Genomic DNA, 15,511 nt, shown 5'->3' with positions numbered 1-15,511 from the left:
GGAGGCAATGCCTCCCACAGATGACTGACTGGACATGATTGAGCGATTATAGGATAAAACGACTCAAATCTTCATCCGCTACCAGTTCATCCAGATGATTACGTACGTAATCCGCATCAATTGTAATGGATTGCCCATTAATTTCACTCGCATCATAGGAAATATCTTCCATCAGACGCTCAAGCACGGTGTGCAAACGACGTGCGCCGATGTTTTCGGTGCTTTCGTTAACCTGCCATGCGGCTTCCGCGATGCGGCGGATGCCATCGGCGGTGAAATCGATATTGACGCCTTCGGTGCCCATCAGCGCTTTGTACTGCTCGGTCAGCGAAGCGCTTGGCTCGGTCAGAATACGCTCGAAATCTTCGGTGGTCAGCGCCTGCAATTCAACGCGGATCGGCAGGCGGCCCTGCAGTTCCGGGATCAAATCTGACGGGCTGGCGGTCTGGAATGCGCCAGAGGCGATAAACAGAATGTGATCGGTTTTCACCATGCCATGCTTGGTAGAGACGGTACAGCCTTCCACCAGTGGCAGCAGGTCGCGCTGCACGCCTTCGCGAGACACGTCCGGACCGGAACTTTGGCCACCGCGCTTACAAATTTTGTCGATCTCGTCGATAAACACGATGCCGTGCTGTTCAACCGCTTCAATCGCCTGTTCTTTCAGCTCTTCCGGGTTCACCAGTTTGGCCGCTTCTTCTTCCACCAGCAGTTTGAAGGCTTCTTTGATCTTCAGCTTGCGTGGTTTCTGCTTTTGACCGCCGAGGTTCTGGAACATCGACTGCAGCTGGTTAGTCATTTCTTCCATGCCCGGAGGCGCCATGATCTCCACGCCCATCGGGGCGGCGGCCAGATCGATCTCGATGTCTTTATCGTCCAACTGGCCTTCACGCAGTTTCTTGCGGAATGCCTGGCGCGCAGCAGAAGGCTCCTGATTTTCTTCCGCCTGGCCCCAGTTGTTTTTGGCCGGTGGGAGCAGTGCGTCGAGGATGCGCTCTTCCGCCAGCTCTTCGGCGCGGGTGCGGTTCTTGTCGATTGACTGCAGGCGCACCATTTTGATCGCGGCATCGGTCAGATCGCGGATGATGGAATCCACTTCTTTGCCGACGTAGCCCACTTCGGTGAACTTGGTGGCTTCAACCTTGATGAACGGTGCGTTGGCCAGCTTCGCCAGACGACGGGCGATTTCGGTTTTCCCGACGCCGGTCGGGCCGATCATCAGAATGTTTTTTGGCGTGACTTCATGACGCAGCATTTCGTTAAGCTGCATCCGGCGCCAGCGGTTACGCAGGGCAATGGCAACGGCACGTTTGGCTTTGTTCTGGCCAATGATGTAGCTGTCCAGTTCGCTGACGATCTCGCGCGGGGTCATTTCAGACATAGTATTCGATCCTTACGCTTTGGAAGGCAATTCTTCAATGGTGTGGAAATGGTTGGTGTAAATACAGATGTCACCGGCGATGTTGAGAGACTTATCAACAATTTCGCGGGCGCTCAGCTCGGTATTTTCCAACATCGCACGAGCGGCTGCCTGGGCGTACGGACCGCCGGAGCCAATCGCAATCAAATCGTTTTCAGGCTGGATCACGTCACCGTTACCGGTGATGATCAGCGATGAGTTTTCATCCGCGACGGCCAGCAGCGCTTCGAGCTTGCGCAGCATGCGGTCGGTACGCCAGTCTTTCGCCAATTCAACGGCTGCTTTCACCAGGTGACCCTGGTGCATTTCCAGCTTGCGCTCGAACAGCTCAAATAGCGTGAAGGCATCCGCGGTGCCACCGGCAAAACCGGCAATCACTTTATCGTTATACAGGCGACGCACTTTCTTGACGTTGCCCTTCATTACCGTATTGCCCAAGGTGGCCTGGCCATCGCCACCGATCACTACCTGGCCGTTGCGGCGTACGCTTACAATTGTTGTCACGAGCAGACCCTCGTTGAAGACGGAAAGAAGCCCTCGCAGCATCTGCTTGCGCAGACACTACGAGGCATATTGAGAGTATAGATGGGGGGGGATTGACGCTTTTCAACCCCCAACGGAGAGGGGAATGCAACTTGACATGCCTACGCCCTTCAGGCGCGACAGGGTTTTGTCCGCAGCAGCCCGGCTGCTGTAAGGGCCGAGCACCACGCGATTCCAGCCACCACCGGCGGTGATGCGGCTTTCGATGCCTTCAAACGCCAGACGCGCACGCACGGACTCCGCCTGATCGGTTGCGCGGAATGAGCCACACTGCACCATCCACTTCTGCTTCGACTCAGGTTTGGTTTCCTGCTTGGCCGTTTCCTGTTTCGCTTCCGGTTTGGCCTCAGGTTTCGGCTGCTTAACCTGTACCGGCGGCGGTGTGACCGGCTGCGGTTTGGGTTGCGGCTTAGGCTGAGCCGGCTGTTGCACCGGTTGTGTCGTCGTGCCGTTGTTAAACGGATTACGCGGTTGAGCGACCTGTGGTTGCTGTACCTGCTGTTGTTGCTGCTGCTGCATTTGCTGTTGTTGCATCTGCTGCTGCTGACGGTTGTTGCGCGCAGCGGCCTGTGAAGGGTCGTTATACGGCACTTCATTGAGCTGCGTTGGGCGCTGCTGCATATCCGCCTGCATTTGATCCAGCAGTTGCCGCTGCTCGGCGGTCAGCTGAGTCTTGGAGTTGGCTTCGCCGCCGGCCGTAGGTTCGGTCGGGGTTTGCACGCCAATCTGACGATTCTCCAGCTCTTTGATATAACGCCAACGCTCTTCCGGCTTCGGCGGCAGGCCGTTGCCCGGACGGTTGCTGTGCGCAGGCAACAGCGGTACGTCATCCGGCTTGTTGTGCGTAATGAAATAGAGGCCACCGATAAATATCACCAGCAGTGCGACGGCCAGCGCCAACACGGTTTTGGAGACCTTCGGAGAACTGCGTTTTTTACGGCTGGGGGTTTTACGCTTAGCTCCTGCTGCGCGCCCACGGCTTACATAGTCTTTTTGTGCCACTATTATTCCGCTGTGTCCTGATGAGGGGATAAGTCCGTCATGTTACTGAACCCTAAAATATTTGACTAGCGTTTAGGGGCAGCCGTGCTGCCTCTGATAATCAATTCACTGTCCAAAAGCCGGGAGCCGCTTGCCACGTTCTGTCCGTGCAACTGCTCCAACAGCAACAGCATTGCTTGCTGGCCAATCTGGTAGCGCGGTTGAGCCACCGTGGTTAACGGCGGATCGCAATACTGCGCCAGTTTAATGTCGTCAAAGCCCACGATGGAAAGGTCCTGCGGTACCCGCAGCCCCATTTTTTTCGCCTGCGACAGCACACCAATCGCCATGACGTCGCTATGACAGAAGACTGCCGTCGGTGGTTTTGGTTGCGCCATCAGCGCCGCCAGCGCCTGAGCGCCCGCTTCGTAGGTGAAATCACCCCGGGTAATATAGCTGCTTTCGACGTTAATGCCATTACGACGTAGCGCTTGAATGTAACCTTGCAGCCGATAATGGCTGAGCGGCATCTGTTCAGGCCCGGCAACACAGGCGATTTGCTTGTGTCCGAGCTGATGTAAATAATGCACGGCCTCGAAGGCGGCGGTCAGGTTATCGATGTGTACCGTCGGCAGCTCCAGCTCTGGGGCAAACTCGTTGGCCATCACCATTGGCGGCAGATTACGCTGCTCTTCCTTGCTGGCGTCGAACGGCAGGTTGGAGCCGAGCAGCAGCATGCCGTCGATTTGTTTGGTGATGATCAAGTTGACGAAGGTGCGCTCCTGCTGGTTCTGTTGCGCGCAGTCGCCAATCAGTACCAGATAGCCCTGTTGCGCCGCGGTCTGCTCGATCCCCTGGATCACATCGGCGAAAAAGGGATCGCAAATGTCGGGGACGATCACCAGGATGGTGCGGGATTCATTGCGTTTGATATTACGGGAGAGAGCATGAGGAGAATAGCCTACGGCCAGCACGGCCTGTTCCACTTTCTGACGCGTCGGCGTTGACACCTTTTCCGGGTTCATCAGCGCACGCGACACGGTTGCCGTTGAAACGCCCGCCATTTCGGCAACGTCTTTCATGGTTGCCATGGGTAATTCTTTCTTGTGTTCCAACGCCTTTCTCCTTGCGTTAGCCCCATGCCAACGCGACGACTTCAGTTTGCTCACAAATTCTGGCGTGCGGTGGTGTTGTTATGATTTAGCGCCATCCGCGCTTAAACATTCCGTCACGGTACTGCAAGAGGTGACAAAATTGCCTTCACAGACATTCTAAACAGAATATGTCCCGCCTTTGTTACCTAATTTGCATAAAAAGTGTGACCTGGGAAGGTTTTTTAGCGTTCGCTCGCAATTTCAAGGGTAAACGTTTGCCTGGCAGGAACTGAATCAGACTTTTCTGGGTTCAACTGTCTATCGGATCGATGTCCAGCGTCCATTTCACCTTGCGAGCCTGCGGCAGGGTGCCGACCAGCGGCAAGGTACTCTTCATCAGGCGTTGCAGTACCTGCCGTGAAGGGTGTTGCAGCAGCAGTTGCCAGCGGAAACGACCGCCGCGTTTCGACTGCAGCGCCGGAACCGGCCCCATCACCCACAGTGAGTCGTCTTTCAGCGGGCTGGCCTCCAGCAGATTGCGCAATTGCTGCAGGAACTGAGGGGCCTGCTGGTTATCGTGATCTTCCGAACGCACGATGATGTGACTGGTATACGGCGGCAGAAATACGCTGTTGCGCTCTGCCAGCGTCTGTTTGGCAAAGGCGTCGTAGCCCTGTTGCAGCAAAATTTGCAACAGCGGATGTTCCGGGTGGTGAGTTTGCAACAACACTTCACCGGCTTTACCGGCACGGCCCGCACGGCCGGAGACCTGGGTATACAACTGGGCAAAGCGTTCGGCGGAACGGAAGTCGGCCGAGAACAGCGCCCCGTCGACGTCCAGCAAAGCCACCAGCGTCACATCTGGGAAATGGTGCCCTTTGGCCAGCATTTGGGTGCCGATCAAAATGCGCGATCCGCCACGGTGAATATCCGCCAAATGCTGTTCCAGTGACCCCTTGCGGCTGGTGGTATCGCGATCGATGCGGGTGATCGGCGTTTCCGGGAACAGCGGTGCCAGTTCATTTTCCAACTGTTCGGTACCGACGCCCACCGACACCAGGTGCGTCGAACCGCACTGCGGACATTGGTGCGGCACCGGGCGCTGGCTGTCGCAGTGGTGGCAGCGCAATTGACGTTGGTTTTGATGGAAGGTGTAGTAATGATCGCAACGCTGGCATTCGGCTATCCAGCCGCATTCGTGGCACAGCAACGCCGGGGCGTAGCCGCGACGGTTAAGGAACAGCATCACCTGGTTGCCGGCCTTCAAGTGGTGCTGCATGCTTTTCAGCAAGGGTTGCGACAGGCCCACCTTCAGCGGCAGGCCTTTTAGATCGATCAGGTGCTGTGCCGCCGGTTTGGCATTGCCCGCACGCTGGGTGAGTTTGAGCTGACGATATTTACCTAATTGCACATTGTGCAGCGTTTCCAACGCCGGTGTCGCGGAGCCCATCACCATCGGGATGTTTTCCTCGCGGGCGCGAAATACCGCCAGATCGCGTGCGTGGTAGCGCCAGCCTTCCTGCTGTTTATAAGAACTGTCGTGCTCTTCATCGATAATGATCACGCCCAGGCGCGCAAACGGGGTAAACAGTGCCGAGCGGGTACCGATGACAATCGCCGCCTCGCCGCTGCGGGCGCGCAGCCACACCGCCAACCGTTCGCTGTCGTTGAGGCCGGAGTGCAGCACCTCTACCGGCGCGTTGAAGCGCTCGCGAAAGCGGGCGATGGTTTGCGGCGTCAGGCCGATTTCCGGCACCAGCACCAGTGCCTGTTTGCCTGCCGCCAGAATATTTTCCAGCACGCTGAGATAGACTTCGGTTTTGCCGGAACCGGTGACCCCGGCCAGCAACCAGGCGGCATACTGAGTGTCTTCACTGCGGATAGCACCCACGGCGGTAGCCTGCTCGGTGTTTAGCCGCAACCGTTCACCCAGCACTTCAAAGCCGGGCCGCCAGTCTTGCGCTGCCACCGTCTGGGCCCGTAAATCCGCCAGCCCCTTGGTACGCAATGCCTGCAAGGCGCTTTCGGTTAACGCCAGTTCGCTGACCTGGTGACGATACACCGGACGTTGCAGCAAGGCGGCCAGCGCCTGCTGCTGCTTGGGCGCACGCTTTAGGCTTTCCGGTGGCGTGGCGCGACCCTGTTCGGTAGCGAACCACTGCCACAGCGGGGCCGTTTCCGCCGCTTTTCCCTGACGTAGCAGGATGGGCAGCGCATGGAACAACACCTCGCCAATGGGGTAATGATAATAGTCGCTGGCCCAGCGAAGGATCCGCCACAGGCTGGGGGAGAATAAGGAGGCGTTGTCTATCACGCTGTCGATCGGTTTGAGCTTATCCAGCGGCAATTCGCTGGTCTCGCTGCAACCGGTGACGATGCCGATCGCCCGTTGCTTGCCCCAGGGAACGCCTACGCGCGCGCCGACTGCCGGCTGCAGGCCTTGCGGCAGCAGATAGTCGAAGGTGCGGGCGAGGGGTACCGGCAAAGCAACGTGAACAACAGGCATGGGGTCATCCAGAGTAAAAAAAACAGTCCATCAGTTTACACGGCGCATCGGCAAATGTACGGTTCCGATTGCGCGGTACTTTTAATTCTGTATAATTTGCCGCCTTTGGTATAATTCGATACCAAATTCTATTATCAACCACGTGTGGTGTCTGGCGAAACAGGGCTGGATAGCGACACGGCCTTAACTGAGGTTTCCCATGAAACAAGGTATCCACCCAAAATACGAAGAAGTTACTGCTAACTGCTCTTGCGGTAACGTGATCAAAATCCGCTCTACCGTGGGTCACGATCTGAACCTGGACGTTTGTGGCGAATGCCACCCGTTCTACACTGGCAAGCAGCGTGACGTTGCTACCGGTGGCCGCGTTGACCGCTTCAACAAGCGTTTCAGCGTGCCAGGCGCTAAGAAATAAGATTTCTTATCGTCAGATGAAAAAGGCGCCTTCGGCGCCTTTTTTCGTTTCTACCGTCTGCCTGCGCAGACCGGCGCTTAGTATTCCCAGGTATCGGGATCCACACCCAATTCACGCATCAACAGTTTCGCGGCTTCCGGGATTTCATCGCTGCGTTCTTTGCGCAGGTCTTCGTCGTTCGGCAGCGGCTGGCCGGTAAAGGCATGCAGAAACGCTTCACACAGCAATTCGCTGTTGGTGGCGTGGCGCAGGTTGTTGACCTGGCGACGGGTCCGTTCGTCGGTGAGGATTTTCAGGACCTTCAGCGGAATCGATACCGTGATTTTTTTTACTTGCTCGCTTTTTTTACCGTGTTCAGCGTAAGGGCTGACATACTCGCCGTTCCACTCAGCCATGGGACACCTTAAATTTGTCAGAAAAATTACAAAATTCTAAAAACCGGCCAATTATGCCCGATCTTCACTGTTCTCACTAAATAAATGTCAATTTTACGCGACCAGGGTCACTGAATGCGGACGATCAATAGGCGTCGCCTATGCATTCCGGGTTAACATCGTATCGTCATATCAAACTGGCATAATTTTAGCGGGTATTAGGGCTTTGCTCAATCTATACGCAAAGAAGTTTAGATGTCCAGATGTATTGACGTCCATCGTGACTGCGATTAATCTTTAGGCCTCATTCATCCGAATCCCGAGAGCCGAGAGACCCTATGACGCGTAAACCTGCCACGATTGCCGTACGTAGCGGCCTGAACGATGACGAACAGTACGGCTGCGTTGTTCCGCCGATCCACCTTTCCAGCACCTATAATTTTACCGACTTCAACCAGCCTCGCGCTCATGACTACTCACGTCGCGGTAACCCGACGCGTGACGTGGTTCAGCGTGCACTGGCAGAACTGGAAGGCGGTGCCGGCGCGGTGATGACCAGCAGCGGGATGTCGGCGATCCATCTGGTGACCACCGTATTGCTGCAACCCGGCGATCTGCTGGTGGCGCCGCATGATTGCTACGGCGGCAGCTACCGTTTGTTCGACAGTCTGAGCAAGCGCGGGGCTTACCGCGTGCTGTTTGTCGATCAGGGGAATGAAGAGGCGTTGCAGCAGGCATTGGCGCAAAAACCCAAGCTGGTGCTGATTGAAAGCCCAAGCAACCCGCTACTGCGCGTAGTGGACATTGCGGCGATTTGCGATGCGGCCCATGCGGCGGGTGCACTGACGGTGGTGGACAACACATTCCTCAGCCCGGCGCTGCAGCAGCCGATTGGGCTGGGTGCCGATCTGGTGGTGCATTCCTGCACCAAATATCTTAACGGTCATTCCGACGTGGTGGCCGGCGCGGTGATCGCCAAAGATAAAGATCTGGCGGTAGAACTGGCGTGGTGGGCCAATAATATCGGTGTGACGGGGGGAGCGTTCGACAGCTATTTATTGCTGCGCGGCATGCGTACCCTGTCGCCACGTATCAAGGCGGCGCAACAAAACGCTGAAGCGATTGTCAGTTATTTACAGCAGCAACCCTTGGTGAAAAAGCTGTATCATCCTTCTCTGCCACAGAACCCTGGGCACGAGATTGCACGTCGTCAGCAACGCGGCTTTGGCGCGATGCTCAGCTTTGAACTGGACGGTGATGAAGCGCTATTACGCCGTTTTCTGTCTGCTCTTGAGTTGTTTACTCTGGCAGAATCGTTGGGCGGCGTAGAAAGCCTGATCTCGCATGCAGCGACCATGACCCACGCAGGTATGGCGGCAGAAGCCCGTGCGGCGGCCGGTATTTCCGAAAGCCTGCTGCGTATCTCCGTGGGTATTGAAGACAGTGAAGATTTGATTGCCGATCTGGAACGTGCCTTCCAGGCGGCGGCAACGAGGTAAGCATGAATGCAATTGCGGTAGCAGGGCCGGTAAGCGGGCGTCAACTGCACAAGTTTGGCGGCAGCAGCCTGGCGGACGTGAAGTGTTATCTGCGGGTGGCCGGGATCATGGCCGAATACAGCCAGCCGGGCGACATGATGGTGGTGTCGGCTGCCGGCAGCACCACCAACCAACTGATCAGCTGGCTGAAGCTTAGCCAGAGCGATCGTCTTTCTGCGCATCAGGTTCAGCAGACGCTGCGCCGTTATCACAGTGACTTGATCAGCGGTCTGTTGCCGCCGGAAACCGCTGAGCCGTTGATCGCCGAATTTATTCAGGATTTGGAGCGTCTGGCGGTATTGCTGGACGAAAAGCTCGACGATGCCGTGTATGCCGAAGTGGTTGGCCACGGTGAGATATGGTCGGCGCGGCTGATGGCGGCGGTGCTGAACAAACTGGATATGCAGGCCGCTTGGCTGGATGCGCGTGATTTTCTGCGTGCGGAACGCGCGGCCCAGCCCCAGGTTGATGAAGGCCGCTCTTATCCGCTGTTGCAACAGCTGCTGGCTCAGCACCCGGGCAAACGCCTGGTGGTGACCGGCTTTATTTCACGTAACGACGCCGGTGAAACCGTGCTGTTGGGGCGTAACGGCAGTGACTATTCCGCTACCCAGGTCGGTGCGCTGGCCGGTGCGGAGCGCGTGACCATCTGGAGCGACGTGGCCGGGGTTTACAGCGCTGACCCGCGCAAGGTGAAAGACGCTTGCCTGCTGCCACTGTTGCGTCTGGACGAAGCCAGTGAATTGGCACGTCTGGCGGCACCGGTGCTGCACACCCGCACTCTGCAGCCGGTATCCGGCAGCGATATCGATCTGCAACTGCGTTGCAGCTATCAGCCGGAACAAGGTTCAACGCGTATCGAACGCGTGCTGGCCTCGGGGACCGGGGCGAAGATTGTCACCAGCCATGATGACGTGTGCCTGATTGAGCTGCACGTTGCCAGCCAGCATGATTTCAAGTTGGCGCAGAAAGAGTTGGATCTGGTGCTCAAACGCGCGCAGATCAAACCGCTGGCGGTCGGGGTCCATCCGGACCGCAATCTGGTTCAGCTGTGCTACACCTCGGAAGTGGTGAACAGCGTGCTGCACATCCTGCAGAACTCGGGGCTGCCGGGCGAGCTGCAACTGCGTGAAGGTTTGGCGCTGGTAGCGCTGGTGGGGGCGGGGGTTTGCAAGAACCCGCTGCACAGCCACCGTTTCTATCAGCAACTGAAAGACCAACCGGTAGAATTTATCTGGCAGGCGGAAGATGGCATCAGCATGGTGGCGGTGCTGCGTCAGGGGCCGACCGCGCTGCTGATTCAGGGCCTGCATCAGACCTTGTTCCGCGCCGAAAAACGTATCGGTCTGGTGCTGTTTGGCAAAGGCAATATTGGTGCACGCTGGCTGGAATTGTTTGCTCGCGAGCAGAAAAACATTTCCGCCCGCAGCGGTTTTGAATTCAGCCTGGCGGGCGTGGTGGACAGCCGTCGCAGCCTGCTGAATTACGACGGGTTGGACGCCAGCCGCGTATTGGCGTTCTTTGAGGACGAAGCGCAGGAGCTGGACGAAGAGTCGCTGTTCCTGTGGATGCGTGCGCACCCGTTCGACGATCTGGTGGTGCTTGACGTGACCGCCAGTGAAAATCTGGCTGAGCAGTATCTGGACTTCGCCAGTTACGGTTTCCATGTGATCAGTGCCAACAAGCTGGCGGGGGCGTCGTGCAGCGCCAACTATCGCCAAATTCGTGATGCTTTCGCCAAAACCGGTCGCCACTGGCTGTATAACGCCACCGTCGGTGCCGGTCTGCCGGTTAACCATACGGTGCGCGATCTGCGCGACAGCGGTGATAGCATTCTGGCCATCAGCGGTATCTTCTCCGGGACGCTTTCCTGGCTGTTCCTGCAGTTCGACGGTACGGTGCCGTTCACCGAACTGGTGGATCAGGCCTGGCAACAGGGGCTGACGGAACCGGATCCCCGGGTCGATCTCTCCGGTCAGGACGTCATGCGCAAGCTGGTGATCCTGGCGCGCGAAGCGGGCTACGATATTGAACCGAATCAGGTGCGGGTGGAGTCGCTGGTGCCTACGGGTGCTGAGCAGGGCTCCGTCGATCAGTTCTTCGAAAACGGCGATGCGTTGAATCAACAGATGCTGCAGCGTTTTGAGGCCGCCAGTGAAATGGGCCTGGTGCTGCGACATGTGGCGCGCTTCGATGCCAACGGCAAGGCGCGTGTCGGCGTGGAAGCGGTACGCCCTGAGCATCCGCTGGCGTCGTTGCTGCCGTGCGATAACGTATTCGCTATCGAAAGCCGTTGGTATCGTGACAATCCGCTGGTGATCCGCGGGCCTGGCGCCGGTCGCGATGTCACTGCCGGTGCGATCCAGTCAGACCTTAACCGTTTGGCACAGCTGCTTTAATTCTCTTGTGGGCGCGCATCCGTCGCGCCCCTCGTTTTTCCTGCCATAATTCTTCTTGTTCCGAACATGAAATTCCTTCTCCTGACGGCTGAGGATTAATCATCTATTACCCTCACTTTCCTGTTGACTCTTTAGCCAACATACGGCATTTTCTATCTAGACGTCTAAACGTATAGACGCTTATTAAAACAAAGCAAAACAGTGATCGACAAGAGGCGGACAGGGTATGAGTTTTTTTCACGCAAACCAGCGGGAAGCGCTGAATCAGAGTCTGGCGGAATTAAACGGTCAGATTAACGTATCATTCGAGTTCTTCCCGCCGCGCACCAGCGAGATGGAAGACACCCTGTGGCAGTCCATTGATCGTTTGAGCAGCCTGAAACCCAAATTTGTCTCCGTGACCTATGGCGCAAACTCCGGCGAGCGCGATCGCACCCACAGCATCATCAAAGGGATTAAGGATCGCACCGGTCTGGATGCGGCCCCGCACCTGACCTGTATCGACGCCAGCCCGGATCAGCTGCGTGAGATCGCGACCGATTACTGGAACAGCGGCATCCGTCATATCGTGGCGCTGCGTGGCGACCTGCCACCGGGCAGCGGCAAGCCGGACATGTACGCGACCGATTTGGTGAAGTTGCTGAAAGAGGTTGGCGATTTCGATATCTCGGTCGCCGCTTATCCCGAAGTGCACCCGGAAGCCAAAAGCCCGCAGGCGGACTTGATTAACCTGAAGCGCAAAATCGATGCCGGTGCCAACCGCGCGATCACCCAGTTCTTTTTCGATGTGGAAAGCTATCTGCGCTTTCGCGATCGTTGCGTCGCTACCGGCATCGATGTGGAAATCGTCCCGGGCATTCTGCCGGTGTCCAACTTCAAGCAGCTCCAGCGTTTCGCCACCATGACCAACGTGCGCGTGCCGAGCTGGATGACCAGCATGTTTGAAGGGCTGGATGACGATGCGGAAACCCGCAAAATGGTCGGCGCCAATATCGCGATGGATATGGTGAAGATCCTCAGCCGCGAAGGGGTGAAAGATTTCCACTTCTATACGCTGAACCGTGCCGAGATGAGCTATGCCATTTGCCACACGCTGGGTGTGCGTCCGGCCGCGGCCTGATTTGACTGAGGGATATAAGACAAAGGCGCTGTGTCATGACAGCGCCTTAGTCTGATGACAAACACCCGAAAAATGGGATTTTCGGATGTTTGGGGTAAATCAGAAGACATAATCCTTTGTTTTTATTAGTTCCTGGATCGGGACTTTTAACTACACAGGACTTTGTCAGCAATCTGAGGCGCTGTGTCATGACAGCGCCTTTTTGTTGGATAAAAAAACGGCCCCTGCAAGCAGGAGCCGTACTTTGGTACTTCACCTAGCCGGTATTGCGCATCCCGGCGGCAACGCCGGCAATGGTGACCATCAGCGCTTGTTCAACGCGGGCATCCGGTTGTTCCTGCTGGCGTGAACGGTGCAGCAGCTCAGCCTGCAGGACGTTCAACGGGTCGGTGTACACATTACGTAGCGCGATAGATTCGGCAATCCACGGCAGGTCTTCCATCAAGTGCGCGTCATTGGCGATGGTCAGCACTACCTTGATGTCGCTTTCCAACTGGTCACGTAGCTGCTGGCCCAGCGGCCACAACGATTTGTCCACCAGACGTTGGTCGTAATATTCCGCCAGCCACAGGTCGGCCTTGGCAAATACCATTTCCAGCATTGCGATGCGGGTGGAGAAGAACGGCCAGTCGCGGCACATGGCTTCCAGCTGATCCTGCTTACCGGCTTTCACCGCTTCCTGCAAACCGGCACCGGCGCCCAGCCAGGCCGGCAGCATCAGGCGGTTCTGCGTCCAGGCGAAGATCCACGGAATGGCACGCAGGCTCTCTACGCCGCCGTTTGGCTTACGCTTGGCAGGGCGTGAACCCAGCGGCAGTTTGCCCAGTTCCAGCTCCGGCGTTGCGGCACGGAAATAAGGCACGAAGTCCGGATTCTCGCGCACATAGCCGCGATACATTTTGCATGAGGTATCTGACAAATCATCCATCAGCGCACGCCACTCTTTTTTCGGTTCCGGCGGCGGTAACAGGTTGGCCTCAAGGACGGCACCGGCATACAGCGCCAGGCTGCTGATGGTGACTTCCGGCAGGCCAAATTTGAAGCGGATCATCTCGCCCTGCTCGGTGACGCGCAGGCCGCCTTTCAGGCTGCCCGGCGGTTGCGACAGCAGCGCCGCATGTGCAGGTGCACCGCCACGGCCAATCGAGCCGCCACGGCCGTGGAACAGGGTCAGTGCCACACCGGCCTTTTCACAGGTTTTGATCAGTGCGTCTTGAGCGCGGTACTGCGCCCAGGAGGCGGCCATCACCCCGGCGTCTTTTGCCGAGTCGGAATAGCCAATCATCACCATCTGTTTGCCCTGGATAAAGCCGCGGTACCAGTCAATGTTCAGTAACTGGGTCATCACGTCGTCGGCGTTATTCAGGTCGTCGAGGGTTTCGAACAGTGGCGCTACCGGCAGCGGGAACGGGCAACCGGCTTCTTTCAGCAGCAGATGGACTGCCAGCACGTCAGAAGGCGTCCGCGCCATGGAGATCACGTAGGCGGCAATGGAGCCTTCCGGCGCTTCGGCGATCACCCGACAGGTTTCCAGCACTTCCAGGGTGTCGGCGCTCGGTTCCCACTTCAACGGCACCAGTGGGCGTTTGGAATTGAGTTCGCGGATCAGGAAGGCCTGTTTGTCGGCTTCGGACCAGCTTTCGTAGTCGCCCAGGCCCAGATAGCGGGTCAGTTCGGCGATGGCTTCGGTGTGGCGGGTACTTTCCTGACGAACGTCGATACGCACCAACGGCACGCCAAAGCAGCGCACGCGGCGCAGGGTATCCAGCAACTGACCATTGGCGATGATGCTCATGCCGCAGGCCTGCAGCGACTGATAACAGGCGAACAGCGGTTCCCACAGTTGCTCGTTGTTCACCAGCAGGTCGTGTGGCTTCAGCACGCGCTCGCCTTTCAGACGACCTTCCAGATAAGCCTGGGAGCTCATTAACTGGCTGCGCAACTGCTTCATGATCTCGCGATAGGGTTCTTGTACTTCATCGCCACCGGCCCGCGCGCGCAGTTCCGGAGTACATTCGGTCATCGACAGCTCGGACACCAGCACCTGAATATCGCGGGTGAACAGATCGCAAGCCTTCCAGCGGCTCAGCAGCAGCACGTGGCGGGTGATCTCGGCCGTGACGTTTGGGTTGCCGTCGCGGTCGCCCCCCATCCAGGAAGTGAAACGCACCGGCACCGCTTCCGCCGGCAGGCTGTAATCGATGGAGTTTTCCAACTGTTCGTTGAATTCGCGCAGGAAGGCAGGAACCCCTTCCCACAGGCTGTTTTCCACCACCGCAAAGCCCCATTTGGCTTCGTCGATCGGTGACGGGCGGTGCTTGCGGATCTCGTCGGTATGCCACGATTGGGCTACCAACTGGCGCAAACGGCGCATGATCTTGTTGCGTTCGTAGTCGGCCAGATCGTTATGGTCGAGCTGGCTGAGGCAGGTATTGACCTCGACCAGCTTGTGGATCAGGGTGCGGCGGGTGATTTCCGTCGGGTGTGCGGTCAGCACCAGCTCAATAGAAAGTTGGGATACCGCTTTTTGCAGCTCTTTGGTGCTGAGTTTTTGGTCTTTCAGTCGGGTGAACAACTGGGCCAGCGCTTCCGGGTTGCTGGCGGCCTCACCATTGGGTGAAATGCTGTGGTATTGCTCTGCGGTGTTGGTCAGATTGAGAAACTGGCTGAATGCGCGTGCGACCGGCAGCAATTCGTCGTTGGACAGGTTTTGCAAGGTAGAAAGCAGCTCCTGACGATGCGCTTCATTGCCTGCACGTGAAGATTTGGAAAGCTTACGGATAGTTTCAACGCGATCGAGAATATGCTCGCCCAGCGCTTCTTTGATGGTATCGCCGAGCAATTTGCCGAGCATACTGACATTACTTCGCATTGCCGAATATTGTTCGTTCATATAACCCCTGACCCAATTCTGTATGATTTTTATCTTGTAAGTAAATTTCACGTGTCAGGCGAAGAGCGCCTGTTTCATCTCGCCACGTTCCTGTCCAATCGTCAATTGACACTATTTTTAGCAAAAAAACATCAAAATCGGCGCATTTTCTGAAATTTAATTACGGCGCGCCGGTTATCAGTCTGGCTTATTTCATTGGTTTGCTACGTATTTAGAGGTAGGGGAAAT

11 protein-coding genes are annotated in these 15,511 nt (G+C 56.9%); 4 read left to right on the top strand and 7 right to left on the bottom strand.

Features of this window, described 5'->3' with window-relative positions:
* Nucleotides 1-46: 46 nt before the first annotated feature.
* From hslU to priA, 5 genes are all read right to left on the bottom strand, one after another.
* On the bottom strand, nucleotides 47-1,381 hold the full coding sequence (gene hslU / locus ACGS9J_RS22250; protein ID WP_442232913.1) for an HslU--HslV peptidase ATPase subunit: 1,335 nt from the start codon (nucleotides 1,379-1,381) through the stop codon (nucleotides 47-49).
* A gap of 12 nt (nucleotides 1,382-1,393) precedes the next feature.
* Nucleotides 1,394-1,924, bottom strand: coding sequence for an ATP-dependent protease subunit HslV (hslV, locus tag ACGS9J_RS22245; RefSeq protein WP_012147466.1), 531 nt, complete (start codon nucleotides 1,922-1,924; stop codon nucleotides 1,394-1,396).
* A gap of 102 nt (nucleotides 1,925-2,026) precedes the next feature.
* A complete protein-coding gene (ftsN, locus tag ACGS9J_RS22240; protein ID WP_442232912.1) occupies nucleotides 2,027-2,965 on the bottom strand; it encodes a cell division protein FtsN in 939 nt (312 codons plus the stop codon).
* Between the two features lie 65 nt (nucleotides 2,966-3,030).
* Nucleotides 3,031-4,059: a DNA-binding transcriptional regulator CytR gene (gene cytR / locus ACGS9J_RS22235; RefSeq protein ID WP_442232911.1), complete on the bottom strand. Its 1,029-nt coding sequence runs from the start codon at nucleotides 4,057-4,059 to the stop codon at nucleotides 3,031-3,033.
* 289 nt (nucleotides 4,060-4,348) lie between these two features.
* Nucleotides 4,349-6,544: a primosomal protein N' gene (gene priA / locus ACGS9J_RS22230; RefSeq protein ID WP_442232910.1), complete on the bottom strand. Its 2,196-nt coding sequence runs from the start codon at nucleotides 6,542-6,544 to the stop codon at nucleotides 4,349-4,351.
* Nucleotides 6,545-6,743: 199 nt separating this feature from the next.
* Between priA and rpmE the strand changes: the two genes are divergently transcribed.
* Nucleotides 6,744-6,959 (top strand): 50S ribosomal protein L31, encoded by a 216-nt coding sequence (gene rpmE, locus ACGS9J_RS22225; RefSeq protein WP_012147462.1) that lies wholly within the window; start codon nucleotides 6,744-6,746, stop codon nucleotides 6,957-6,959.
* Nucleotides 6,960-7,036: 77 nt separating this feature from the next.
* Here rpmE and metJ read toward each other — a convergent pair whose 3' ends face one another.
* A complete protein-coding gene (gene metJ, locus ACGS9J_RS22220) occupies nucleotides 7,037-7,354 on the bottom strand; it encodes a met regulon transcriptional regulator MetJ (RefSeq protein ID WP_012147461.1) in 318 nt (105 codons plus the stop codon).
* Nucleotides 7,355-7,671: 317 nt separating this feature from the next.
* Here metJ and metB point away from each other — a divergent pair, with 317 nt between their 5' ends.
* The 3 genes from metB (at nucleotide 7,672) to metF (ending at nucleotide 12,390) form a co-directional block, all read left to right on the top strand.
* Nucleotides 7,672-8,832 carry a cystathionine gamma-synthase gene (gene metB, locus ACGS9J_RS22215; RefSeq protein ID WP_442232909.1) on the top strand — a complete coding sequence of 387 codons (1,161 nt, stop codon included), beginning with the start codon at nucleotides 7,672-7,674 and terminating at the stop codon, nucleotides 8,830-8,832.
* A 2-nt stretch (nucleotides 8,833-8,834) separates the two neighbouring features.
* Nucleotides 8,835-11,270 carry a bifunctional aspartate kinase/homoserine dehydrogenase II gene (locus ACGS9J_RS22210; RefSeq protein ID WP_442232908.1) on the top strand — a complete coding sequence of 812 codons (2,436 nt, stop codon included), beginning with the start codon at nucleotides 8,835-8,837 and terminating at the stop codon, nucleotides 11,268-11,270.
* A gap of 226 nt (nucleotides 11,271-11,496) precedes the next feature.
* On the top strand, nucleotides 11,497-12,390 hold the full coding sequence (metF, locus tag ACGS9J_RS22205; RefSeq protein WP_442232907.1) for a methylenetetrahydrofolate reductase: 894 nt from the start codon (nucleotides 11,497-11,499) through the stop codon (nucleotides 12,388-12,390).
* Between the two features lie 256 nt (nucleotides 12,391-12,646).
* On the opposite strand, the gene ppc is transcribed toward metF, so the two are convergent.
* Complete coding sequence (ppc, locus tag ACGS9J_RS22200) at nucleotides 12,647-15,283, bottom strand: phosphoenolpyruvate carboxylase (RefSeq protein ID WP_442232906.1); 2,637 nt, start codon at nucleotides 15,281-15,283, stop codon at nucleotides 12,647-12,649.
* Nucleotides 15,284-15,511: the final 228 nt, after the last annotated feature.

The sequence above is a fragment of the Serratia quinivorans genome, assembly GCF_052113645.1.
Classification (GTDB): Bacteria; Pseudomonadota; Gammaproteobacteria; order Enterobacterales; family Enterobacteriaceae; genus Serratia; species Serratia quinivorans_B.
Note: the sequence above shows the minus strand (reverse complement) of the source record. Positions and strands in the feature narration are given on the sequence as shown.

Bases quoted from the DNA above. Each gene is read 5' to 3' on its own strand.
- metF (WP_442232907.1), top strand. From the start codon at position 11,497: ATGAGTTTTTTTCACGCAAACCAGCGGGAAGCGCTGAATCAGAGTCTG.
- hslU (WP_442232913.1), bottom strand. From the start codon at position 1,381: ATGTCTGAAATGACCCCGCGCGAGATCGTCAGCGAACTGGACAGCTAC.
- rpmE (WP_012147462.1), top strand. From the start codon at position 6,744: ATGAAACAAGGTATCCACCCAAAATACGAAGAAGTTACTGCTAACTGC.
- priA (WP_442232910.1), bottom strand. From the start codon at position 6,544: ATGCCTGTTGTTCACGTTGCTTTGCCGGTACCCCTCGCCCGCACCTTC.
- metJ (WP_012147461.1), bottom strand. From the start codon at position 7,354: ATGGCTGAGTGGAACGGCGAGTATGTCAGCCCTTACGCTGAACACGGT.
- ACGS9J_RS22210 (WP_442232908.1), top strand. From the start codon at position 8,835: ATGAATGCAATTGCGGTAGCAGGGCCGGTAAGCGGGCGTCAACTGCAC.
- ppc (WP_442232906.1), bottom strand. From the start codon at position 15,283: ATGAACGAACAATATTCGGCAATGCGAAGTAATGTCAGTATGCTCGGC.
- metB (WP_442232909.1), top strand. From the start codon at position 7,672: ATGACGCGTAAACCTGCCACGATTGCCGTACGTAGCGGCCTGAACGAT.